21 protein-coding genes are annotated in these 21,563 nt (G+C 44.4%); 2 read left to right on the forward strand and 19 right to left on the reverse strand.

What is annotated here, in order from left to right; all coding sequences use genetic code 11:
- Window positions 1–90 precede the first annotated feature (90 nt).
- On the forward strand, window positions 91–2,823 hold the full coding sequence (locus V8G47_RS13585) for a transglycosylase domain-containing protein (RefSeq protein ID WP_336200585.1): 2,733 nt from the start codon (window positions 91–93) through the stop codon (window positions 2,821–2,823).
- Between the two features lie 33 nt (window positions 2,824–2,856).
- Here V8G47_RS13585 and V8G47_RS13590 read toward each other — a convergent pair whose 3' ends face one another.
- The 19 genes from V8G47_RS13590 to V8G47_RS13680 all read right to left on the reverse strand — a co-directional run bounded on the left by V8G47_RS13590 (window position 2,857) and on the right by V8G47_RS13680 (window position 20,480).
- A complete protein-coding gene (locus V8G47_RS13590; protein WP_336200586.1) occupies window positions 2,857–3,372 on the reverse strand; it encodes a YpoC family protein in 516 nt (171 codons plus the stop codon).
- Complete coding sequence (gene nth / locus V8G47_RS13595; protein ID WP_336200587.1) at window positions 3,369–4,025, reverse strand: endonuclease III; 657 nt, start codon at window positions 4,023–4,025, stop codon at window positions 3,369–3,371. Before nth ends, V8G47_RS13590 begins: the two co-directional genes overlap by 4 nt.
- An 89-nt stretch (window positions 4,026–4,114) precedes the next feature.
- A complete protein-coding gene (locus V8G47_RS13600) occupies window positions 4,115–4,825 on the reverse strand; it encodes a DnaD domain-containing protein (RefSeq protein ID WP_336200588.1) in 711 nt (236 codons plus the stop codon).
- A 415-nt stretch (window positions 4,826–5,240) separates the two neighbouring features.
- A complete protein-coding gene (asnS, locus tag V8G47_RS13605; protein WP_336200589.1) occupies window positions 5,241–6,533 on the reverse strand; it encodes an asparagine--tRNA ligase in 1,293 nt (430 codons plus the stop codon).
- A 142-nt stretch (window positions 6,534–6,675) separates the two neighbouring features.
- Entirely contained in the window at window positions 6,676–7,866 is a 1,191-nt protein-coding gene (locus V8G47_RS13610) for a pyridoxal phosphate-dependent aminotransferase (protein ID WP_336200590.1), read from the reverse strand.
- An 18-nt stretch (window positions 7,867–7,884) separates the two neighbouring features.
- Window positions 7,885–8,361 (reverse strand): cell wall elongation regulator TseB-like domain-containing protein, encoded by a 477-nt coding sequence (locus V8G47_RS13615; RefSeq protein ID WP_336200591.1) that lies wholly within the window; start codon window positions 8,359–8,361, stop codon window positions 7,885–7,887.
- Between the two features lie 12 nt (window positions 8,362–8,373).
- A complete protein-coding gene (locus V8G47_RS13620; protein ID WP_079533122.1) occupies window positions 8,374–8,544 on the reverse strand; it encodes a YpmA family protein in 171 nt (56 codons plus the stop codon).
- A gap of 133 nt (window positions 8,545–8,677) precedes the next feature.
- On the reverse strand, window positions 8,678–9,514 hold the full coding sequence (locus V8G47_RS13625) for a hypothetical protein (RefSeq protein ID WP_336200592.1): 837 nt from the start codon (window positions 9,512–9,514) through the stop codon (window positions 8,678–8,680).
- Between the two features lie 79 nt (window positions 9,515–9,593).
- The gene (gene dinG / locus V8G47_RS13630) at window positions 9,594–12,383 is read right to left on the reverse strand and encodes an ATP-dependent DNA helicase DinG (protein WP_336200593.1); all 2,790 of its coding nucleotides are present in this window, start codon (window positions 12,381–12,383) and stop codon (window positions 9,594–9,596) included.
- Window positions 12,384–12,491: 108 nt separating this feature from the next.
- Window positions 12,492–12,875 carry an aspartate 1-decarboxylase gene (gene panD, locus V8G47_RS13635; protein ID WP_224519640.1) on the reverse strand — a complete coding sequence of 128 codons (384 nt, stop codon included), beginning with the start codon at window positions 12,873–12,875 and terminating at the stop codon, window positions 12,492–12,494.
- A complete protein-coding gene (gene panC / locus V8G47_RS13640) occupies window positions 12,868–13,737 on the reverse strand; it encodes a pantoate--beta-alanine ligase (RefSeq protein ID WP_336200594.1) in 870 nt (289 codons plus the stop codon). The genes panD and panC overlap by 8 nt, the downstream gene beginning before the upstream one ends.
- Window positions 13,734–14,573 carry a 3-methyl-2-oxobutanoate hydroxymethyltransferase gene (panB, locus tag V8G47_RS13645; protein ID WP_336200595.1) on the reverse strand — a complete coding sequence of 280 codons (840 nt, stop codon included), beginning with the start codon at window positions 14,571–14,573 and terminating at the stop codon, window positions 13,734–13,736. Before panB ends, panC begins: the two co-directional genes overlap by 4 nt.
- A 275-nt stretch (window positions 14,574–14,848) precedes the next feature.
- Window positions 14,849–15,832 carry a biotin--[acetyl-CoA-carboxylase] ligase gene (locus V8G47_RS13650; RefSeq protein WP_336200596.1) on the reverse strand — a complete coding sequence of 328 codons (984 nt, stop codon included), beginning with the start codon at window positions 15,830–15,832 and terminating at the stop codon, window positions 14,849–14,851.
- Window positions 15,817–17,010, reverse strand: a complete 1,194-nt coding sequence (locus V8G47_RS13655; protein ID WP_336200597.1) for a CCA tRNA nucleotidyltransferase — start codon at window positions 17,008–17,010, stop codon at window positions 15,817–15,819. Before V8G47_RS13655 ends, V8G47_RS13650 begins: the two co-directional genes overlap by 16 nt.
- Window positions 17,011–17,057: 47 nt before the next feature.
- Window positions 17,058–18,182 carry an N-acetyl-alpha-D-glucosaminyl L-malate synthase BshA gene (gene bshA, locus V8G47_RS13660; protein ID WP_336200598.1) on the reverse strand — a complete coding sequence of 375 codons (1,125 nt, stop codon included), beginning with the start codon at window positions 18,180–18,182 and terminating at the stop codon, window positions 17,058–17,060.
- 4 nt (window positions 18,183–18,186) lie between these two features.
- On the reverse strand, window positions 18,187–18,888 hold the full coding sequence (gene bshB1 / locus V8G47_RS13665) for a bacillithiol biosynthesis deacetylase BshB1 (protein WP_336200599.1): 702 nt from the start codon (window positions 18,886–18,888) through the stop codon (window positions 18,187–18,189).
- 1 nt (window position 18,889) lies between these two features.
- Window positions 18,890–19,297, reverse strand: a complete 408-nt coding sequence (gene mgsA / locus V8G47_RS13670; RefSeq protein ID WP_336200600.1) for a methylglyoxal synthase — start codon at window positions 19,295–19,297, stop codon at window positions 18,890–18,892.
- A 12-nt stretch (window positions 19,298–19,309) separates the two neighbouring features.
- The gene (gene dapB / locus V8G47_RS13675) at window positions 19,310–20,080 is read right to left on the reverse strand and encodes a 4-hydroxy-tetrahydrodipicolinate reductase (RefSeq protein ID WP_336200601.1); all 771 of its coding nucleotides are present in this window, start codon (window positions 20,078–20,080) and stop codon (window positions 19,310–19,312) included.
- Window positions 20,067–20,480 (reverse strand): nucleotide pyrophosphohydrolase, encoded by a 414-nt coding sequence (locus tag V8G47_RS13680; RefSeq protein ID WP_336200602.1) that lies wholly within the window; start codon window positions 20,478–20,480, stop codon window positions 20,067–20,069. The genes dapB and V8G47_RS13680 overlap by 14 nt, the downstream gene beginning before the upstream one ends.
- 100 nt (window positions 20,481–20,580) lie before the next feature.
- On the opposite strand from V8G47_RS13680, the gene V8G47_RS13685 reads away from it, so the two are divergent.
- Entirely contained in the window at window positions 20,581–21,450 is an 870-nt protein-coding gene (locus V8G47_RS13685) for a YitT family protein (protein WP_336200603.1), read from the forward strand.
- The last annotated feature ends 113 nt before the right edge of the window (window positions 21,451–21,563 follow it).

Consider the following 21,563-nt stretch of genomic DNA (forward strand, 5'->3'; position numbering starts at 1 on the left):
GTTAATCTATATTTTATCTCATTATGAGTAGTATATTTTTAATCTTAGACAATACTAAAAACAGAGAAGACCTGAAAGTGAGGAAACAATATGGCTGGTCAATATAAGTCAAGGGAAGAAAAACGCCTGGCCCAACAGAAGTCTAAATCCCCTAAGGGCAAGAAAAAAGGCTCTATGGTTAAGCGCGTCATTATATCATTATTTATTATCGGGATCATCGGGATGCTCGCGGGTGCAGGGTTATTTGCCTATTACGCATCAAGCGCACCAAAGCTTGACGAAAAATTGCTGAAGGATCCGATCGCATCTGAAATTTATGATATGAACGGAGACCTGATCACGACTGTAGGAAAAGAAAAACGGGAGTACGCAAACTTCGACGACATCCCTCAGGTCATGCAGGATGCCGTCATTGCTACGGAGGATAACCGATTCTACAAACATAACGGTATCGATTTGATCCGTTTAGGCGGTGCAGTCATTGCCAATGTGACCGGAGGATTCGGTTCAGAAGGTGCTTCTACGATCACTCAGCAGGTCATCAAGGGCTCTTTTTTAAGCCCTGAGAAAACCTTGAAGAGAAAAGCTCAGGAAGCATGGCTTGCTCTGAAACTTGAACAGGAATATACAAAAGAAGAAATCTTTGAAATGTACTTCAATAAGGTATATATGTCCGATGGCATTAATGGTATGGCGACAGCTGCCGATCATTATTACGGTAAAGACATCAAGGATATCAAACTGCACGAAGCAGCTATGATTGCGGGACTTCCTCAAAGCCCGAACAATTATAACCCTCTTAAGCACCCTGAAAGTGCGGAGAAAAGACGAAATATCGTACTGTCATTAATGGCTCAGCACGGTAAAATTACAGAAAAACAAAAGAAAGCCGCACAAGCCATCCCGATTACAAAAGGACTGGTATCGGCTGAAGATGTGGAAAAGAAAAACGGAAATAAGTATCCTGCATTTGTTGATGCGGTGATAGATGAAGTTCAGAAGATGGGAGATTACAACTTATTCTCCGATGGCTTAAAGGTCTATACAACCGTAGACCCGGATGCACAAAAACGATTGGAAGAAATCCTGGCAGGTGAAAATACGAGTTTCAGCTATCCGGAAAATGCCGAAGAGCCGATGCAGGCCGGTGTGACTCTCATGGATACTAAAACCGGTGAAATCAGGGCCATTGGTGGTGGAAGAGAACAAGATCCCGAGGTCAAGCGTGGTTTTAACTACGCAATCGACTCCAAGCGTCAGCCGGGATCGACCATCAAGCCATTGCTTGACTACGCTCCTGCAATCGAACATCTTAAATGGTCAACCTACCATATTTTAAAAGATGAGCCTTATGAATATTCAAACGGGACGGAAATCAACAACTACGACGGTCAATTCAAAGGACCGATCACCATCCGTGAAGGACTGTGGGATTCCAGGAATATCACAGCTTTAAAAGCCTTCCAGGCGGTTGGAGCTGAGAAGGCGGCCGATTTCGTCAATGGACTGGGACTGAAGTTCGACCATTATTATGAATCTGCCTCCATTGGAGGGGTTTCACCTGGTGTAAACTCCGTACAAATGGCAGGCGCGTATGCTGCATTCGGTAATGAAGGTGTCTATAATAAGCCTCACACCGTAACGAAAATCGTCCTGCGCGATGGCGAAACAGAAATTAAGAATGAAAACAAACCAGAACCTGCGATGAAGGAATACACGGCATATATGATTTCCGATATGCTGAAAAGCGTCATCGATCACCCGCAAGGTACCGGTAAATTCGCTAAAGTGCCAGGATTACCGATGGCAGGTAAATCCGGTACGACCAACTATTCTCAAGAAGAGCGGGATAAATATGGTATCGATAAATCAGGAGCACCTGATTCATGGTTTGTAGGATACACGACAAATTACACGGCAGCCGTTTGGACCGGATACAAGACTCAATCCATTCCACTGTCCCCTACCGATCGCCATGTCGCTCAATATATCGTAAGTGACTTGATGAGCTATGTTCATGATGGCGTTGATACAGCTGACTTCAAAAAGCCTGACAGCGTGGTGGAATCGAAAGTGGAAATGGGGAGCGATCCTGCGAGACTGCCAAGCGAATATACGCCTGATGACAGAATCATCACAGAGCTATTCGTGAAGGGAACGGAACCTTCCAAGGTTTCCAAGGAATTTGATAAAATCGATGCTCCTTCCAAATTGAAAGGTAAATTTAATAAGAAGGATAAAACCATCACCCTTGCATGGGATTACGGAAAAAAGAAAGACGTGCAGTTTGAGGTTTCCGTATCCATTAATGGTGAAGCGAAACAAGTCTTGACGACTACAGACAAAAAAGGATTAAATGTCGAAAACATACAATCCGAAGGTACATTCACCTTTGAAGTTGTAGCCATTTCAGGTGATCAACGAAGTAACCCTGCATCCGTAAACGTAGAAGTTAAAGCGGATAAAAAGGATGAAGGAAAACCGGAAGAAGATAACGAAGGTAACAATGGCAATGGTCAAGGAAACGGAAATGACCAAGGTAATGGAAATGGCAACGGCCAAGGAAATGGAAATGATGATAACTCCGGCAATGATGGCGGTACTCCAGGTAACGAGGATGGCACCACTCCCCCACCTGAAGGAGACGGGACCGGAGACGAAGGAACAGGCGGTGGCGGTGACACTGGAACCGGTGATGGCGGAACGACCGATGACGGCACTGGCGGAACTGGAACCGGAGATGATACCGGGGCCGGCACCGGAACCGGTGATGGCACTGGTTCACCTGCTACTCAATCAGAACCTAGAAGAAATCAAGAATAAAAATAAGGCAACGAGAGATTTTCTCTCGTTGCCTTATTTATTTGCCCATTGATTCAAAGCCTGATGCTTGGCATATTGCTTATGTTGTTCTTCAAAAAGTTGGGACAGCTGAATAAACGAATGATAGAGTGCAGGATTATTTCTGATGAAGGTTAAACGTTCAATGACATTAACAGGCTTTATGGAAAAGTGTTCGATTGATGACTGCCAATTCTCCAAGCTAACCGGATGCTTATTGCTCCAATACAAAAGCACATAAAACCTGGCGATACTTTTTCTCATTGACTCCAATATGCCTTTTGAGCGGCATTTGAATAGCGCTTTAAGGTGCTCCTCTTCTTTTTTCCACTCCATGAGGATGTCTTTTACCCATGACCCTTGAACCTGCCAGGGAAGGGAATCTGCACCCCTCCCATTGTAATAAAGGAGTTCATACGCGAAATATGGGTCACAAGGTTGAAAGTGAGTCTCATCGATCTTTACTCTATCCTCGGAAAAGAAAAAGGGATCTCTCAATTCTTGCGGGATTGGGAAGAAGGTATCACTCATATGCGGCCCTTTTTCTTCAGTCTTTTCTGACCTTCCCTGCACAGGTCTACCAGGGGACAAACCTCGCATTGAGGGGATTGCGCCTTACAGTGATATCTTCCGAAAAAAATCAACCGGTGATGGGTTTCGGACCACTCTTCTCGCGGGATCTTTTTCATTAACGTTTTTTCCACTTCCAATACGCTGTCTTTCCACCTGCAGATCCCCAATCTTTTACTAACACGTTCAACATGGGTGTCAACTGCTAAGGCCGGTTCGCCAAAGGCAACGGAAACCACGACGTTTGCCGTCTTCCTGCCCACGCCGGGAAGCTTCACTAATTCTTCATGTCTATTCGGAACTTCTCCCCCGTACTCAGTAAGGAGGATTTCACATAATTTGCGGATATTTTTAGCTTTATTTCGATACAGACCGATAGAGCGTATATCCTGTTGGAGTTCCTCCAATGAGACTTCCAGATAGTCCTCGGGTTTTTTATATTTTTCAAATAACCCTTTTGTCACTTTATTCACAAGGACATCCGTACACTGTGCCGATAGAAGGACTGCTATGACGAGTTCAAAGGGATTGTCATGACGGAGTTCACAATGTGCATCGGGGAACATCTTTCTCATTTCATCGAGACAAATGTGAATTTGTTTTTTATTTAACATGTATCCTGCTACCTCCAACCCAAGGAATGAATTGTATCAAAAAAAGAGACCAACCCCAAAAATGTGTGAGTCAGTCCCCTTTCATTGTTTTATTGCTCAAGCCAATTATAGAATGGTACTGATTTTCGCTTTGGAGAAGAAGCCGATTCATTCGAAGCAGCCGGTTTTTGGTGGGACCTGAAGCGCTGGCTCTGACTCCGTGCATCTTCTATCGTCTTCACACCATTTTTCTTCCATTCAAAAAGGATCCGATCGATGTATCTGAAGTTCAGCTTTCCGGAAATGACCGCTTCCCTCAATGCCGCTTTAATGATAATGGCATTGTGATCATCCTGATCCAGCCACATGGCCAGAGTCTCACATTCTAATGGAGAAAGGGGTCGGCCGAATTCTTGTTCGAATGTCGTATAGATATCCGCTTCTTCTTCCATGGATTGCTGCATTTGTTTCATTTTTGAATCCTGGATGACGAATTCAGCCATCTTTTCCCATAGAGGACTGAGTGAATACTTCTCAAATAGGATTCCTTCTGCTGATGAACCTTCTTCAATCGATAAAAATCGTTGTTGAATGAGCTTTCGTAATAGGGATGAACAAAATTCACTGGAAATGCTCATCGGCCTGGAAAGCTCTTCCGGTGTCGGAAAATAGTTTCCCTTTTCCAAGTGGCCGTAAATATGCAAAAGCAGTACAAACTCTGATTCATTTAAACCGAGTGTATGGTAATTTGATAATAATAATTGCGGGATGTTCAGTGTCCCCTCTTCGATCCAGGACACCATTAATTGTTTATAATCCATATTCAGTACACCTCACTCATTAGTATATCATGATTCAATATATGTGGACATGGTTATGGATTAGAAGAAAGTTGGAAAAACAAAAGATCTCATGATTCATTTATTTCCAAGTTTAGTGTAAAACATCGACCGTTCCTCAATTTCCCGCAGGAGTCAAGTGCCTTCCGCTTCAATCCACTCTGTGCTTCTACATACTGACTGTCAAATTATAAACATACCTAAAAAAGATCTATTTGCACAGAATTTCAAATTCGAAAACCAGGATGTTAGAAGAATTTGAAATCAAATGGAGCAGGGGTTCTCACATTAGCCAAAGCCCTTAGGCTCTAAATTAAGATGCTAAACGACAGTAACAAAAGAAAAGAACCGGCTGGAATGCTTTTAAGCAATCCAGCCAGCTCTAAGTTCAGTGTAATTAAGGATACAGACGGTTGAGTAGACGCGGGAATGGGATGGTTTCCCTCACGTGTTCTACTCCGCTGATCCAGGCGACTGTTCTTTCAAGTCCGAGACCGAAGCCGGAGTGAGGAACAGATCCATATTCCCTTAATTCCAGGTACCACTTGTATGCGTCTGTAGCGAGTTCATGTTCTTCGATTCGCGCTTTCATCAGCTCTGCATCATGGATACGTTCTGAACCACCGATAATTTCCCCATACCCTTCTGGAGCAATCAGGTCAGCACATAATACCACATCATCACGATCCGGATCCGGCTGCATATAGAAAGGTTTTAGTGAAGTCGGATAATGTGTGATGAACACAGGCTTATCATAACTTTCAGCAATGGCTGTCTCGTGAGGAGCACCAAAGTCATCTCCCCACTCGATATCATCAAAGCCTTTTTCATGCAATAATTTCAGGGCATCGTCATACGTGATGCGCGGGAAAGGAGCTTTGATCTGCTCAAGTTTAGACAGATCTCTTCCAAGGCGGTCCAATTCAAGTTTGCAGTTATCGAGTACGGATTGAACGATATAAGAAACATACTGCTCCTGTACTTCAAGGTTATCCTTAAAATCATAGAATGCCATTTCAGGCTCGATCATCCAGAATTCGATGAGATGACGGCGTGTCTTAGACTTCTCCGCCCTGAATGTAGGGCCGAATGAGAATACTTTTCCTAATGCCATGGCTGCAGCTTCCATATAAAGCTGACCGCTTTGGGAAAGGTATGCGTCTTCTTCGAAATATTTAGTGGCAAATAATTCAGTCGTTCCTTCCGGTGCACTTCCAGTGAGGATCGGTGGATCCACCTTGACGAACCCTTCTTGATTGAAGAATTCGTATGTAGCACGGATGATTTCGTTCCGCACTTTCATCACGGCATGCTGTTTACGGGAACGCAGCCAAAGGTGACGATGGTCCATAAGGAATTCAGTTCCATGCTCCTTCGGTGTGATTGGATAATCCACGGCTTCGTGGATCACTTCCACGCTCTTCACCTGCAGCTCGTATCCAAACGGTGAACGAGAATCTTCTGAAACCGTTCCTGTTACATATAGAGACGTTTCTTGAGTCAATGATTTTGCTTTTTGAAAGATTTCTTCTTCCACTTCACTTTTAACGACAACACCTTGAATGAATCCAGTACCGTCACGAAGCTGAAGAAAAGCAATTTTTCCACTTGAACGTTTGTTGGCAAGCCATGCTCCGATGGTTACTTCTTCTCCAACGAACTTACTTACTTGAGATATAGTAGTTTTCACGATTTTTTCCCTCCAAAAAAACTAAGACGCATATGTATCGTTATTTATTATACATTTCCCATTATCCCCTCGCAATAGATAGAGATAAACGAGATGATTTTATGGAAAAAGCAGACCGGCATACGGTCTGCGATTCCCTGTATTATCTGCTTTTATCAACAACAAATTTCTGAATGCGCTCGATTGCTTCTTCGAGTGCATCGAGGCTTGTGGCATATGAAAGGCGTATATTGTTGTCTGAGCCGAAACCTGAACCAGGGATGACGGCTACCTTCGCCTCTTCAAGCAAGGCCTTCGTGAATTCATCAACAGTGTTATAGCCTGTTTTCTTTACGGCTTCCAACACATTCGGGAATAGATAGAAAGCACCCTGAGGCTTCAAACAATGGAACCCTGGGATGCGATTCAATTTATCAAACACAATGTTTAGGCGCTCTTCGAATGCCTCTCTCATATCCTCTACAGGCTTCTGATCCCCCATGTAAGCTGCAACGGTCCCGTACTGTGAGGTCGTAGTGGGGTTGGAAGTTGAGTGGCTGGCAAGATTGGTCATCGCTTTGATGACCGATTCGTTCCCGGCCGCATACCCGATTCTCCATCCCGTCATGGAATGTGATTTAGAGACCCCATTGATCACAATGGTCTGTTCTTTCAATTCCGGAGACAATTCTGCTATGGAAGTATGGGTGTTCCCACCATAAACCAGCTTCTCATAAATTTCATCTGACACGATCATGATGTCCTTTTGCAAGCAAACTTCCCCGATGGCCTGAAGCTCTTCACGAGAATACAGCATACCTGTAGGGTTGCTTGGTGTGTTGAGAATGACTGCCTTCGTTTTCGAAGTGACTGACTCTTCCAGCTGTTGGGGAGTGATTTTGTACTCATTCTCTTCTTTTCCTTCAACAATGACAGGAGTCCCACCGGCCAGCTTCACTTGTTCAGGATAGCTTACCCAGTATGGTGTAGGGATGATGACTTCATCCCCTTCATTTAATAAGACTTGAAATAATGTATATAGAGCATGCTTTGCACCACTTGTCACAATGAGCTCGGATGGTTTGTAGGTCAGGTGCTGATCGGTTTCAAACTTATGGATAATCGCTTCTTTCAGTTTGGCCATTCCACCGGACGGAGTATATTTCGTATGACCTTCCGTCATGGACTCATAGGCCGCCTTGATGATATGTTCCGGAGTATTGAAGTCGGGTTCTCCTGCACCCAAACCGATGACATCGATTCCCTGTGACTTCATTTCCTTCGCTTTAGCCGTGATCGCTAACGTCGTGGATGGTGTTAATGCACTGACTCTATCAGCTAACGTGAATTTCATTTGTCCTGTTCCCCCTGATCATAAATTTTCAATTTTTCTCCACCATTCCCCGGTAGAAAACAGCAGATAATAATAATTTAAATTGTCTTGTTGATCTAAGTAGGTCATTTCCCATACCGGACCGACGGATTCATACCCCAAACGGACCGATAATAATTCTTTTGGTTTCTTTTCATCATTCAGTTTATTGATTGCCTGATCTTTTGTAATCCCATTGGCCCATTTTTTCTCAATAATTTTCCCCTTCTTATCAGGGACCCATGCGACCAGCTTTTCCCTCTGTTCATTTTGGCCGGTTACAACTACATAGGACTTCGAGCCATTATAAAAACTCGTATCCTCCACTTTCACGATGGCGGTTTCATCTCTCACCCGCTTCAGGGCCAGGTCCCTCTGATGATCGAGAGGATTCCGGGAAATCTGGTATACCAGGACTGAGGCTGATATTCCAATGACGAGGAACAATAGTACGATGATGGTTATCCATTTTTTCATTTCAATCACTCTTTATGTACGATAAATTGTTAATACTGCTTGATTCTGATCTTCCGGATCTAATGCTAAACCAAACATATAATCATCTTTTTTTAACGTTCTATTCAATGTATCAACCACTTTATATAAGTTATCCGTATATTCGATACGAACGGTGGAAAGAACTTCGATTCGGCTTTCCATGTTGCTCCTCCTTTTAACTATTACCCTAATTTGAGTAAAAAAACTCTACACACATTATAACAACATAAGGGCCCACCTTGGTAGGGGGTTATCTTAAAAACGATAATGAATTCACACATGGAAGGCTGAACTGTCAGCCCCCCTCCTTGAACACTCCATCTTCCTGATCAAACGTGAGGACCTCGTAGTTTCTCCTGTTGAATTTTACAGCTATCAGCCCATGTTGACCGGTTAAGTAAAGATCGATCCATGCTTCGTTGATGGCTTCAAGCATTTCACCATTCAAGAGTCTTTCTTTAGAACGGTAAAGAATGGCGGTCTGTGGGTCAACATGATTAAGAAGCCTGTGAGACATGCCTTCTGATTTGGCATGGACAGGCAGTTTAACGATGTTGACGTTTTTCAGGGGTTTACTGAGCAGTACCCCTTCAGCATGTGAAGATTGAGAACTCAGCCAGAGAAATCGATGCTGAAAAAAGGTGAAGGAAAAGTCCAACCCTTCTCTCTTTTCATTTCCATCGTGTAGAGCCCTCATGGTTAATTCATCTGAGAATGTCCAGGTCTGGTCCTCTTGTATGGTATGAAGGAATCGGGAAACTCTTTTCGGCATAAGTGTTTTGAGGGATTTCCCTACCACGATTTCTTCAATACCGAACTTTTTAACCAGTTCAACAAGCATTCTTCCATCGACTTCATTCTTCTCCGTAATGATCAAACCCTTGATGCTGCCTATATGCATTTGATTGAAATAATAATAAAGTTGCCTGCGGTCCTTAAATGATCCTGTATTGATCAAATAATGATTGCCAGATGCCAGGTGAAGGACAGCGACCTCCCCTTTTTCGACAGGGAGGAAACTAATCGCATACTCCTCTTGGGAAACATGTAAATCCACCTTGGGGACCTTCATTCCATAAGCATTTGACGTCACCAGGAGAAAAGGCAGCATGGCCAGTAGAATCACTCTCATTTACAATCCTCCAGTTTCACATCTACCCTTTAGATTGTGTCAAAGGAGAGATTTTATCACTGAAGTTCAAACGGAAATTTCAGAGCCAATCCTCTATCCAGGAAACAAGATCAAATAGATCGCCTTCTTTGACTTCCATTGAAGGGATCGACTGCAAGAAAGCTTTACCGTACCTGGTTGTCTTGATTCTCCGGTCATAAACGATCACGATCCCCCGATCACTGCTTCTTCTGATCAGCCTTCCTACCCCTTGCTTGAAGCGGATGATGGCTTCAGGTAACGAATGGGAAGAAAACGGGTTCTTCCCCTGGGCTTTCAGGATATCCGATTTCGCCTGATTGACCGGTTCATCCGGCGGTGAAAACGGCAGTCTCACCATGGCAAGGCAGGACAGGTCCTCTCCCGGAATGTCCACCCCTTCCCAGAAACTGCTCGTCCCGAATAATATCGCCTTATCGAACCGTTGGAAGTTCTTGGTCAACCGGGTACGGCTACCTGATGTGATACCCTGTGCCATCAACACATATTCTTCCAATAAGCCACTTTCTTTCATGAGCTCGTATGTTTTCCTCAGCATATCGTAGGACGTGAATAATATGAGCATCCGTCCTTTTGTCGCCTGGGCTACCCCTATTAAATGGGAGCTGATGGCCTCAATATATTCCTCGCTTTGAACCTGTTGAATTTCAGGTACATCCGTCGGAACGAAAAGCCTTGAGACCTCATGATAGTCGAAGGGGGAAGTTAGCTGCAACTTTTTCACATTGTCTGCAAGTCCGATTTCATTCAAGAAGTATTGAAATGATCCGCTGACGGTCAACGAGGCAGATGTCAACACCACACTTTTCTTCTTGGAGAAAATCTCACTCTGGAGATTCACGTCGACCGTGATAGGCTGAGCCTGGATGGTCAGGCTATTCGGCAGCGACCTTGTATCTCCATCAAGCCAGAGAACATGGTTGTTCATATCTTTTAGAAACACGGTTTGAAAGTTCGTTCTCAATTCTGTCAAATCCACCAAAAAGCTATAGAATTCTTCAATTAGTGCCTTCTCTTTATCAAGGAGTTTGATTTTCTTCTCCTTAATGGTATCCAGCACCTGCTGAAACTCCCTTTCAATATGCTTCATTCCTAAAATCACACGTTCCATCGACATGATGACAGGTTGCCAATAACGGCTGTTTTTCATTTCATCGGTAATGCGCAGCTGGATCTTCTGTATCCCGGTTCTCTTTTTAGCCTTTTTATAGAATACGCTTGTCAAGACGGAAAACGCTTCTTCCAGATCCAGATAGAACTGCCCGATGATTTTATCCAATACAAAGGTATGGGTCTTCAAATCGACAGAGTGACTGGAAAGAAGCTGATCCAACCGGTAGAACAGTTGTTTATGATCCAACATCCCCAGTTGTGAAGTGTTGAACTTAATGGAGAGATAATCCATGATTACCCCTAAATGCTGTCGTGCTGATTTTTCCAAATGGTGGGCCTCATCGATTACTAAATAATCATAGGGAGGAAGCATGCTGCTCTCCCTCACCATATCGGTTAAAAGCATCGAATGGTTGGTGATGATGATATCTGCTTCCTGGGCATTCTTTCTTGCAGCAAGATAGAAATCTTTTCCAATCCAGGGATCTTTTGTATGGGTGAGGTGCCAGCCGTCGTGTTTTAATCGATTCCAAAACAACTGCCCCCCGGAAGTGAGGTTCAATTCATCCATATCCCCGGTCTCGGTCCGTGTCAGCCATACAAGAATCTGCATCTTTGTCAGGACCACATCGTACTGGGACTCATCTTCCCTTAGGGACTGCTCGAATTTAAACAGATTTATGTAATGGTTCTTCCCCTTCAAGAGAACGGTCCTGAAAGAGGTAGGACTGATTTTCTCCAGTAATTTAATTTCTTTATGAAGCAGCTGCTCTTGCAATTGAATGGTATATGTACTGATGACCACTTTTTCGTGAGTACGTTTGGCAAACAGAACCGCTGGCCATAAGTAACCCAGTGATTTTCCAACACCGGTACCAGCTTCAATGACCACATGCTGTGATTCATCAAAGGCATGTCCTATTTCTTTCATCATTACCATTTGCTGCTCTCTTTTTTCATAGAAAGGAACATGCTGCGCCAGTTGCCCTTCTATATCGGATATGTCAAAATCGATCTCTTCATCGGTTGTCACCGGTTGATTCCTCTTACGAAGGGCAAGGCCCCGGTATACCTCCAGTTCTTCTGAGAGATTCTCTACATGTTTTTGTTTATTTGTCACGATGCTGTCAAACAACAAGTCAAGATCACTCTTTAAGTGATTCGAGAGTTTATGAAGTTTTTCAAGGGTGACCAGGGGAAGCTTTGAAAGTTCTTCGATAAAATAAAGAAGGATTTCAGCTGTCACATAAGCATCGCTGTCCGCCTGATGGGGCCTGACATGGCTCAAATTCAATGAATTGGATAGCTCCGTCAGTTTAAAGCTGTCCGCAGATGGCAAAGCCACCTTTGCGAGCTCCACTGTATCAAAGGCAGGTCCCTTAAATGGGTTATACCCTGCTTCTTCCAACTCTGCCTGAAGGAAGGAAAGATCAAATTGGACGTTGTGGGCAACAAAGATACCATGATCCAATAATTCCAGGATTTTCGGGGCAATTTCATGAAAGGAAGGCGCGTCCTTCACCATGTCATCATTGATCCCGGTTAACTCCTCTATAAATGCAGGAATCGGTTTCCCCGGAGATACGAAGGATGTAAATTGATCGATGATTTTACCGCCTTCTATTATTACCGCTGATAGTTGAATGATTTTTTCTCCCTTTTTAGGAGAATTTCCTGTTGTTTCCAAGTCGATGACAACCAGTTTAAATGGGTACATGTTATTCACTGCCTTTATATAGATCCTACTCTTATGATTTTCTAAATAAGTGTACCATAAACAAAAAAGCAAGTCTCCTATTCCCAAATTAGAAGACTTGCCCATCTTTTATAGTATTGTCGCTTCCGGTTCTGTTCCGATCATATCGATCACCCGGTTATTTTCTCCCATGATCGCCACTTTCGGAATATGGTCATGAACCATTTCCTCAGCAACCAGTTTATACGATATGATGATGACGATATCCCCTTTTTGCACGAGCCTTGCAGCTGCACCGTTCAGACAGATGACGCCGCTTCCTCTTTCCCCCGGTATGATATAGGTCTCCAGGCGGGCCCCGTTATTGTTGTTGACGATCTGAACCTTTTCATTTGCCATCATTCCCACAGCATCGAGAATATCCTGATCGATGGTAATGCTTCCGACGTACTCAAGGTTTGCTTCGGTTACAGTCGCTCTATGAATTTTTCCACTCATCATCGTTCTAAACATATGAATCCTCCTCCGGTTGTACACTGATGATTATATTATCTATTAATCTGGCCTGTTGAAATTGAACGGCTACAGCTAAGATGATGTCGCCTTCCAGCCGTTTCAGTTCCTCAAGCTCAGGATATGAATACACTTCTACATAATCAATGGTACCAGAAGTGTTTTCTTGTATGATTTTAGAGATCCTCCCCGTAATGACAGAAGGAATCCTCTCTCCGTCTTCAATCCTTTTACGCGCTTCTTTCAAACTTCCATAAAGGAAAGGGGCAACTTGTCTTTCCTCCTGTGACAGATAGACATTCCTTGAACTCTTGGCCAGTCCATCCTCTTCCCTGACAGTAGGGACCCGTATGATTTCAACCGGAAAGAAATAATCCCTCACCAAGCCTTCCACCACAGCAACTTGTTGCGCATCCTTCTCGCCAAAGTAGGCCCTCTCAGGCTGCACAAGATGAAACAATTTAGTCAGGACGGTGACAACTCCATCAAAATGACCTTCCCGCTTCCGGCCGCACAGTACATCCACACGCTCTTTCACGTTCATAGTGATTGACTGCTTCCCCCGGTACATGTCAGCCACATCAGGAATAAAAAGGATATCCACCCCTGACATCCTAGCTAACTCCGTATCCCTCTCCACATCACGGGGATAGCGGTCAAAATCTTCATTCGGCCCGAATTGCAGGGGGTTCACAAAAATACTCATCACTACGACTTCATTGTTGGCCCTTGCTTCCTTCGCCAAGGTCAGATGCCCCTCATGAAGAAATCCCATTGTAGGGACAAATCCAATCGTTTTCCCCGCATTTTTCAAATTATCTATACTTAATCTCAAATCACTTATTTTGCTTATGACATTCATTTTTTCAACCCGCCATAGAGAGAATGCAGTTCTTCATCCCGCATAGTGAAGGAATGTTGATCTGTGGGAAAGCTACTGCCCTTTACTTCATCAATATAGTTTTTAAGGCTGTCATGCATGACCTCGGACGCATTCCCAAATTGTTTAACAAACTTAGGTACGCGGTTCACACCATACGTCACAAGGTCATGGAATACCAATACCTGACCGTCGGTATCAACCCCGGCCCCGATGCCGATTGTCGGAATCGTCAAGGCTTCTGATATCTCCCTTGCGATCTGTTTCGGTACGCATTCCAGGACCAGTGCAAAGGCACCGGCTTCTTCACATTTCATACTATCTTCAATCAACTTCTTTGCTGTGTCTGCCGTCTTCCCCTGAACTTTATAACCTCCAAGGACCCCAACAGATTGAGGAGTCAATCCTAAATGGGCCACCACGGGAATTCCCGCACTTGTAAGGTCCCTTATTCGATCGATGACGTGGGCGCCTCCTTCGACCTTGACGGCATGGGCTCCTCCCTGTTGAAGGATGTCCGCAGCTGTTTTAAGGGTTTCTTCCCTAGATAGGTGGTATGACATAAACGGCATATCCGTCACGATAAACGTATTCGATGCCCCTCTTTTTACGGCTTTCGTATGATGAATCATATCGAATACTGTTACAGGTACCGTAGAGTCATATCCTAAAACGACCATCCCAAGGCTGTCTCCCACCAGAATGACATCGATTCCCGCTTCCTCGGCTACTTTCGCACTTGGATAATCATACGCTGTAACCATGGCAATCTTTTCTTTTTCATTCTTCATCTTAAGAAAATCTGTTGTTTGTTTCATGTGATCCTCCTTCTTTTCAGTCAGAGGTGACGAAACGAAATGAAAGCACTTTCATTATGAATATAAAAAAACCTCCTGTAAAAAATGACAGAAGGATCATAAGTGTTTGATATCATTGTTTCGACCCTCTGTCCCAGTCCACAATGGATCAAGGCAGAAATAGTATTGGATATTAAATGTACGTTCTTTAAAGGTGCAGTTCCGAGGATACTGCCCAATAGGATTATACCATAAAAAAACGGGATGGCTACACAGATTTCCATCCCGCTGCAAGTTCAAACATTCACTTCAATATCGGCGGAGTAGATCTGATGGATCGTCCCACTTGAGTCTTCGATCTTCAGCACACCTTCGTCCGTGATCCCGAGGGCTCTTCCTTCAATGGTACCATTAATGGTTCTTGCCCGGATCTTCTTCCCGATACTGATGGCGTAGCTTTCCCATAAAAGCTTGATTGGTGTGAATCCTTCTTTCATATAAAGGGAATACAACGCCTCTATCCGTTCCAGCAACCTCTGAACAATGACAGATCTTGATAAGGTACTTCCTTCCTCGATGGATAGCGAGGTTGCAATCTTTTGAATCTCGTCGGGGAAATGATCTTTCGTCTGGTTGACATTCATCCCGATCCCGATAATGATGGAATTGATTTTATCCGATTCAGCCTGTAGTTCCGTCAGGATACCCGTCACCTTTTTCCCATCGATAAGTATATCGTTTGGCCATTTGATCTGGGGATGGAGACCGGTAACTTCCTCGATTGCCTGTACCACGGCCACGGCAGCAATGAGTGTGAATTGGGGAGCCTTTTGAGGCGGAAGGTGCGGCTTTAAGATTAAGCTCATCCAAATCCCAGTCCCTTTCGAGGAGTGCCATTCCCTCATCAATCTGCCCCGTCCGGCCGTCTGTTCGTCTGCGATGACCAATGTCCCTTCTTCCGCTCCATCACTTGCAAGGGTGTGAGCGATCCGCTGGGTGCTTGGAACAGACTCTTCATAATGGATCACGGTTCCTAACGTCCGGGTTTGTAAGCCTAAACGTATTTTACTTTCTGTGACACTATCAGGCGTCTCGATGATCCGATATCCCTTTTTCCTCACAGCTTCCAATACAAAACCTTCTTTGCGAAGCTCTTCGATATGCTTCCAGATCGCAGTGCGTGAACAACCCGCAATATCAGCCAGGGCTTGTCCGGATAAGAATTCCTGGTCCGATTCGAATAATGCCTGCAGGACTTTTTTCCTTATAGACGATTGCATGATTCCAGCCACCTCCTTATTTCTTCTTTATCATTGGGTATCGTCTCATTAATGATCGCTGATTCAATTTCCAATAATCGTTCTTTCACCCATGGACCACCCTTTTGATCGGCCCATGTCATTAAGTCCGTACCTGTTACCTCGAGTTCTTGCCTGGACGAGATTGCAAGCTTGCGATATTGCTCCACCACTCTTTCCACCGAAAAGTCTGATGACGGCTCCAGGCATCCGTATACCTTTTCAACATTGACAGCTGCATCGAGCCCGGCACGATATAGTAATGTCTTTGTCCATCCTGATTGACGTTCCTTTAAAATATCAAGCTCCTTGGAACGGATCCTGATCATTTTGGTAGGAAGTCTCCACCCTTTTAGAAAGGCCTGCGCGTCTTCCACACCTATATAAGTCAATAAGACCAGCCATGCCTGATCTTTATTTAATGAGTTCAAACCGGGGAGGTCTGCGAACGCTTTGAGCTGTGTGCCATATCCATTTAAAAAAGGAAGCTCCTTATACAAATCGGTATCCACAAGGAGATTCAGCCCTTCTTGCTTCCATCGGCCGGCCAGTATTTTCTCGAATTCCATTGTTTTTCGTTCAACTGCTATATGCTCGAGCAGTGTCGAGTGGTCCCTTAAGCTGGTTAAGGTTGATGATTCGAGATTGAAGCCGAGCTGACTGACAAATCGGACTGCCCTCATCATCCGCAAGGCATCCTCGGTAAACCTCATCTCTGGTGAGCCCACGGTCCGTATCAACCTATTCTGTATATCTTCCCTGCCATGATAAGGATCAATGATCGTGCCATCCCCGTCCATGGCCATGCTGTTCATGGTGAAATCCCGACGCTTCAGGTCCCCGTCGAGTGAACGGATGAATTCTACCTTATCGGGCCTTCTATAATCAGTATAGGAAGACTCGGTCCTGAACGTGGTGATTTCATATTCTCTGCCCTCTTCCAATACGAGGACCGTTCCATGCTCAATACCGATATCAATCGTTTTACGGAAAATCATTTTCACCTCTTCCGGATAGGCAGAAGTGGCGATGTCTACGTCATTGATCGTTCTGCGAAGGAGGTAATCCCGGACAGATCCTCCAACGAAATAGGCTTCGAACCCTGCCTTTTCAAGCTTTTTCAGCACGGGAACAGCCTGTTGGAATATGGTTGGCAACATTCTTAACACCTGCTTTACTTGAATCGTCTTCGTGGGTACCTGACTGTTCACAAAAGATTCTTGTAGATTTGTTCATACTGTTCGACTATTTTGCTCGAGTGAAAGGTCGACCGTGCCGTATGAAGGGCATTCTTCGATAATTCACTGTGGAGTCCATCGTCCTTCAGCAATTGCAGCGCCCTGTCGGCAATTTGTCTGACGTTTCCGATTTCACAAATAAAGCCGTTGTATCCATCCTCGATCACTTCAGGGATTCCGCCTACATTCGTACCGATGCTCGGAACGCCACAAGCCATCGCCTCGAGTGCGACTAAGCCGAAGCTCTCTTTTTCTGAAAGTAATAGTTTGATATCACTGATCGAATAAAGTTCTTCCAGATTATCCTGCTTCCCAAGGAATAAGACCCGATCTTCTAATCCAAGCTCCGTTACCTGCTTGCATATGAGGGTCATTTCAGGTCCGTCCCCTACAAGGAGAAGCTTGGATGGGATTTCCTTCTGGATGAGGTTGAAGGAAGCGACTACATCGGTGACCCTTTTCACTCCTCGGAAGTTTGATACGTGGATGACGACCCTTTCATCATCCTTGATTCCATATTGGCTTCTCAGATGACGGGAATCGACTTTCCTGTAAACCCTCTCATCAATGAAGTTATAAACCGTCTGGATCTCTTTATCAGGCTGGATCAAATCATGGGTCTGTTTGACTAAAGCGGTGGACACCGCCGTCACGACATCCGACTTTTCAATACCGAAACGAATGGCTCCTGTCAGAGATGGATCGTACCCAAGAACCGTAATATCCGTTCCGTGTAATGTGGTGACGATCTTCACGTCCTTCCCGGACATTTGTTTCCCCAAGATGGCACAGACAGCGTGGGGGATCGCATAATGAACATGAAGGATATCCAGGTTTTCCCGTTCCGTGATTTCTGCCATCTTATTTGCCAGGGCAATATCATAAGGAGGATATTGAAACACTGAATATTGACTCACTTCCACTTGATGAAAATAAATATTGTGATACATTTTGTTCAATCTGAACGGAATGCTTGAGGTAATAAAATGGATTTCATGGCCTTTTTCAGCCAATAATTTCCCGAGCTCCGTTGCCACTACCCCTGATCCTCCAACTGTCGGATAGCAGGTGATTCCTATCTTCAACTTCTTCATACAATTAATCTCCTAACAAATCATGATGCAAGATAAGGGTGTTATAGGAAAAGAATCCTTCTGCATAGCGGAGTCCGGCATCTTTCCCCATCATTCTTTCCCTTGCTTCTACCGCTTCGATGTAACCGTCTGTTAAAGGAGTCGACACCCCGTCGGATCCTTTTGAGAATTGGCTTCCATATGCTTGAAGACTCGCAATCTTTGCTTGCAGATACGGCTCGATATCCACTACAAATTGAGGTTTATGAAACCCGTTGATCATATAGAAATAAAGGTGAGCCGCTTTATGGGACGGAGTTTCGGAATGAAACTTCCGGATCCCAGCAGAGAAAAACGCCTCTTTCACCAGTCGGGAAGCATTTCCATGATCAGGATGGCGATCTTGGTCAAAGGGAGCAAATATTGCTTTCGGTTTATACGTTCTGATCAAGTTGACGACTTTCTCGATGTTTTCGTCCGTTATGTATATTCCCCGATCGGGTATATCAAGGGTCACTCTCTTATATGCACCTAATATGTCCGCTGCCCGGAGCGCTTCCTCTTTTCGCAAAGAAACCGTCCCATTGGAGGACAGCTCTGCCTCTGTTATATCGCAGATGATAATATTCTTTCCCTCAGCTGCATATTTCGCCAGTGTCCCTCCCATACCGATCTCCACATCGTCGGCATGTGCTCCGAACGCGAGGATGTCTATTTGTCGGTCCACATTACTCCTCCTTTTCCTTCACTACACTTCGCCACGCGATATCCCCTCTGTCAAGACCTCTTACCAGCACTTCAGCCGTCCCCATATTGGTCGCGAGGGGAACTGAGTATACATCACAGAGCCTGATCAAAGCAGACACGTCAGGTTCATGGGGCTGTGCCGTCAGGGGATCCCGGAAGAAGAGGATAAGGTCCATTTTATTATTGGCAATGTATGAACCTATTTCCTGGTCCCCACCCAATGGACCTGAGCGGAATCGATGGACGGATAAACCCGTTTCTTCCCCGATCCTTTTTCCCGTTGTCCCAGTGGCAAAGAGAGTGTGTTTCTCTATGATTGACTTGTATGCGAGCACGAAACGAATAAGATCGTCTTTTTTCTTATCATGAGCAATCAGCGCAATATTCATAACACTCACCCTTTAGTCTAAAATATTTTCAAGTCCATACACTAATGTGTCCAGTTTCATGACCGTGTCCACAGAAACCTTCACACCAGACATGAAACTTCCTCTGTTATATGAATCGTGGCGTATCGTCAATGTTTGTCCCTCTGCTCCCAACATTACCTGTTGATGTGCAATAAGTCCCGGCAGGCGGACACTGTGAATATGCATCCCATCCACATTCGCTCCCCTGGCACCGCTATGTGTTTCCTTTTCATCAGGGTGCCCCTGCTCTTTCGATTGCCTTACTTCCCTTATCATTTCCGCTGTTTTCACAGCCGTACCCGATGGTGCATCCAATTTCCGATCATGATGCAATTCAATGATTTCCACATCATCGAAATATTTTGCAGCCATTTGAGAGAATTTCATCATAAGCACGGCTCCAATCGCGAAATTGGGAGCAATGATGCATCCAAGTGACTTGGATTCTGCCAGTTCCCTCAATTCTTCCAGTTCGTCCGGAGAAAAACCCGTTGTACCGACAACCGGTCTGACACCATATTCCAGGGCCGTTTTCGTATGATGATACCCGACTTCAGGCGTCGTCAAATCAATCAACACATGTGGCGTTGCATCTTGAAAGCATGCCTCAATATCTGTATACACCGGTACATCCAGATCCGCTTCCTTTTTATGATCGATTACGCTGATAAGAGTAAAATGCTCGGTGTCCTTCACCAATTGAACAGCTTCCTTCCCCATTCTTCCTCTGGGTCCTGCAATCGTAATATTAATTTGCTCCATCTTCATCCCCACTTTCGATTCTGGTCCACCGATCCTTATCTCTTGTATTAAACTTATGCATCACCGTATTATGGGCTTCTTCAAGGCTTATATCCAGGGAGTTGGCCAAACAGATGACAACAAACAACAGATCCCCCAGCTCTTCCTCAATGGTGTTTTCTTTTTCTGTATGTTTCTTTGGTTTTTCGCCATGGTAATGATTCACTTCTCTCGCTAATTCACCAAGCTCCTCGGTAAGTCGAGCTACCATCGCCAATGGACTGAAATAACCCTCTTTGAATTGACTTATGTATTGGTCCACTTCTTTTTGTAATTGATTCATCGTTTTATCTTTATCCATAAGAAGCATCACTCCTTCATTATCTCCTATCATGTTAGCTAAATCCTTCCCGTTTGACAAATATTACGTTTGATTTCCAAAGTCTTCGTTGCCAGTTTGTTTTTCTTCTTATATAATGTCTCTGTCAACCGGATAATACTATAAAAGGAGGGAAACACAGATGTTGGGATTACGTATTAAAAATATATTGTTTATCTTATTAGGTTCGGCTATATTTGCTTTTGGACTCGTACATTTTAATATCCAAAATAAACTGGCTGAAGGTGGATTCACGGGAATAACGCTCATCCTTTATTTCTTATTTGATATTGATCCGTCGTACTCCAACCTTGCCTTAAATATACCCCTATTCTTCCTGGGATGGAAGCTCCTCGGGAAGAAAGCTTTCTATTATACTGTGATTGGAACTGTAGCTCTATCCGTATTTCTATGGATCTTCCAACGGTACCAAATGACCATTAACCTGGAAGGAGATCTTTTTCTCGCGGCTTTATTTGCGGGTATTTTCATTGGAATTGGACTGGGGATCATTTTCAGATACGGAGGTACGACAGGTGGGGTGGATATCATCGCCCGGCTAGCCCATAAGTACATAGGCTGGAGCATGGGAAAGACGATGTTCATGTTTGATGCCGTTGTCATCGGCATCTCTCTCATTACCTATTTGGAATACCGGGAAGCGATGTACACGCTGGTCGCTGTATTTGTTGCTGCAAGGGTCATCGATTTCATGCAGGAAGGGGCTTATTCTGCCAGGGGCGCCATGATCATTTCAGAAAGCCATGAAGAAATCGCCAATGTCATTAATGAGAAAATGGACCGGGGAGTGACCGTATTACGCGGCCACGGCTCATTTACGAAACAAGAGCGGGAAGTTCTGTACTGCGTAGTCGGGAAAAATGAAATCGTGAGACTGAAAAACATCATCACAAGCGTTGATCCTCACGCCTTCGTATCCGTCACTGTGGTCCATGACGTTCTCGGCGAAGGATTCACACTCGATGCAGATAAAAACCCTATACTGGACTAGAGAAAAAAGGTTCAACGTCAAATGTTGGGGTGAAGTGAATGTTGCTTCACCCTTATCCAATATGTGAACCCAATCTTTTATACTTATGTGTTAATAGTATTTTAGCTCGAAAA

The organism is Rossellomorea sp. LJF3, assembly GCF_037046045.1.
Taxonomy (GTDB): Bacteria; Bacillota; Bacilli; order Bacillales; family Bacillaceae_B; genus Rossellomorea.

What these genes read in the sequence shown, in the direction of transcription:
- V8G47_RS13585 (WP_336200585.1), top strand. Translation starts at nt 91, where the DNA reads ATGGCTGGTCAATATAAGTCAAGGGAAGAAAAACGCCTGGCCCAACAG.
- V8G47_RS13590 (WP_336200586.1), bottom strand. Translation starts at nt 3,372, where the DNA reads ATGAGTGATACCTTCTTCCCAATCCCGCAAGAATTGAGAGATCCCTTT.
- nth (WP_336200587.1), bottom strand. Translation starts at nt 4,025, where the DNA reads ATGTTAAATAAAAAACAAATTCACATTTGTCTCGATGAAATGAGAAAG.
- V8G47_RS13600 (WP_336200588.1), bottom strand. Translation starts at nt 4,825, where the DNA reads ATGGATTATAAACAATTAATGGTGTCCTGGATCGAAGAGGGGACACTG.
- V8G47_RS13610 (WP_336200590.1), bottom strand. Translation starts at nt 7,866, where the DNA reads ATGAAATTCACGTTAGCTGATAGAGTCAGTGCATTAACACCATCCACG.
- V8G47_RS13615 (WP_336200591.1), bottom strand. Translation starts at nt 8,361, where the DNA reads ATGAAAAAATGGATAACCATCATCGTACTATTGTTCCTCGTCATTGGA.
- V8G47_RS13620 (WP_079533122.1), bottom strand. Translation starts at nt 8,544, where the DNA reads ATGGAAAGCCGAATCGAAGTTCTTTCCACCGTTCGTATCGAATATACG.
- V8G47_RS13625 (WP_336200592.1), bottom strand. Translation starts at nt 9,514, where the DNA reads ATGAGAGTGATTCTACTGGCCATGCTGCCTTTTCTCCTGGTGACGTCA.
- dinG (WP_336200593.1), bottom strand. Translation starts at nt 12,383, where the DNA reads ATGTACCCATTTAAACTGGTTGTCATCGACTTGGAAACAACAGGAAAT.
- panD (WP_224519640.1), bottom strand. Translation starts at nt 12,875, where the DNA reads ATGTTTAGAACGATGATGAGTGGAAAAATTCATAGAGCGACTGTAACC.
- panC (WP_336200594.1), bottom strand. Translation starts at nt 13,737, where the DNA reads ATGAATGTCATAAGCAAAATAAGTGATTTGAGATTAAGTATAGATAAT.
- panB (WP_336200595.1), bottom strand. Translation starts at nt 14,573, where the DNA reads ATGAAACAAACAACAGATTTTCTTAAGATGAAGAATGAAAAAGAAAAG.
- V8G47_RS13650 (WP_336200596.1), bottom strand. Translation starts at nt 15,832, where the DNA reads ATGCAATCGTCTATAAGGAAAAAAGTCCTGCAGGCATTATTCGAATCG.
- V8G47_RS13655 (WP_336200597.1), bottom strand. Translation starts at nt 17,010, where the DNA reads ATGTTGCCAACCATATTCCAACAGGCTGTTCCCGTGCTGAAAAAGCTT.
- bshA (WP_336200598.1), bottom strand. Translation starts at nt 18,182, where the DNA reads ATGAAGAAGTTGAAGATAGGAATCACCTGCTATCCGACAGTTGGAGGA.
- mgsA (WP_336200600.1), bottom strand. Translation starts at nt 19,297, where the DNA reads ATGAATATTGCGCTGATTGCTCATGATAAGAAAAAAGACGATCTTATT.
- dapB (WP_336200601.1), bottom strand. Translation starts at nt 20,080, where the DNA reads ATGGAGCAAATTAATATTACGATTGCAGGACCCAGAGGAAGAATGGGG.
- V8G47_RS13685 (WP_336200603.1), top strand. Translation starts at nt 20,581, where the DNA reads ATGTTGGGATTACGTATTAAAAATATATTGTTTATCTTATTAGGTTCG.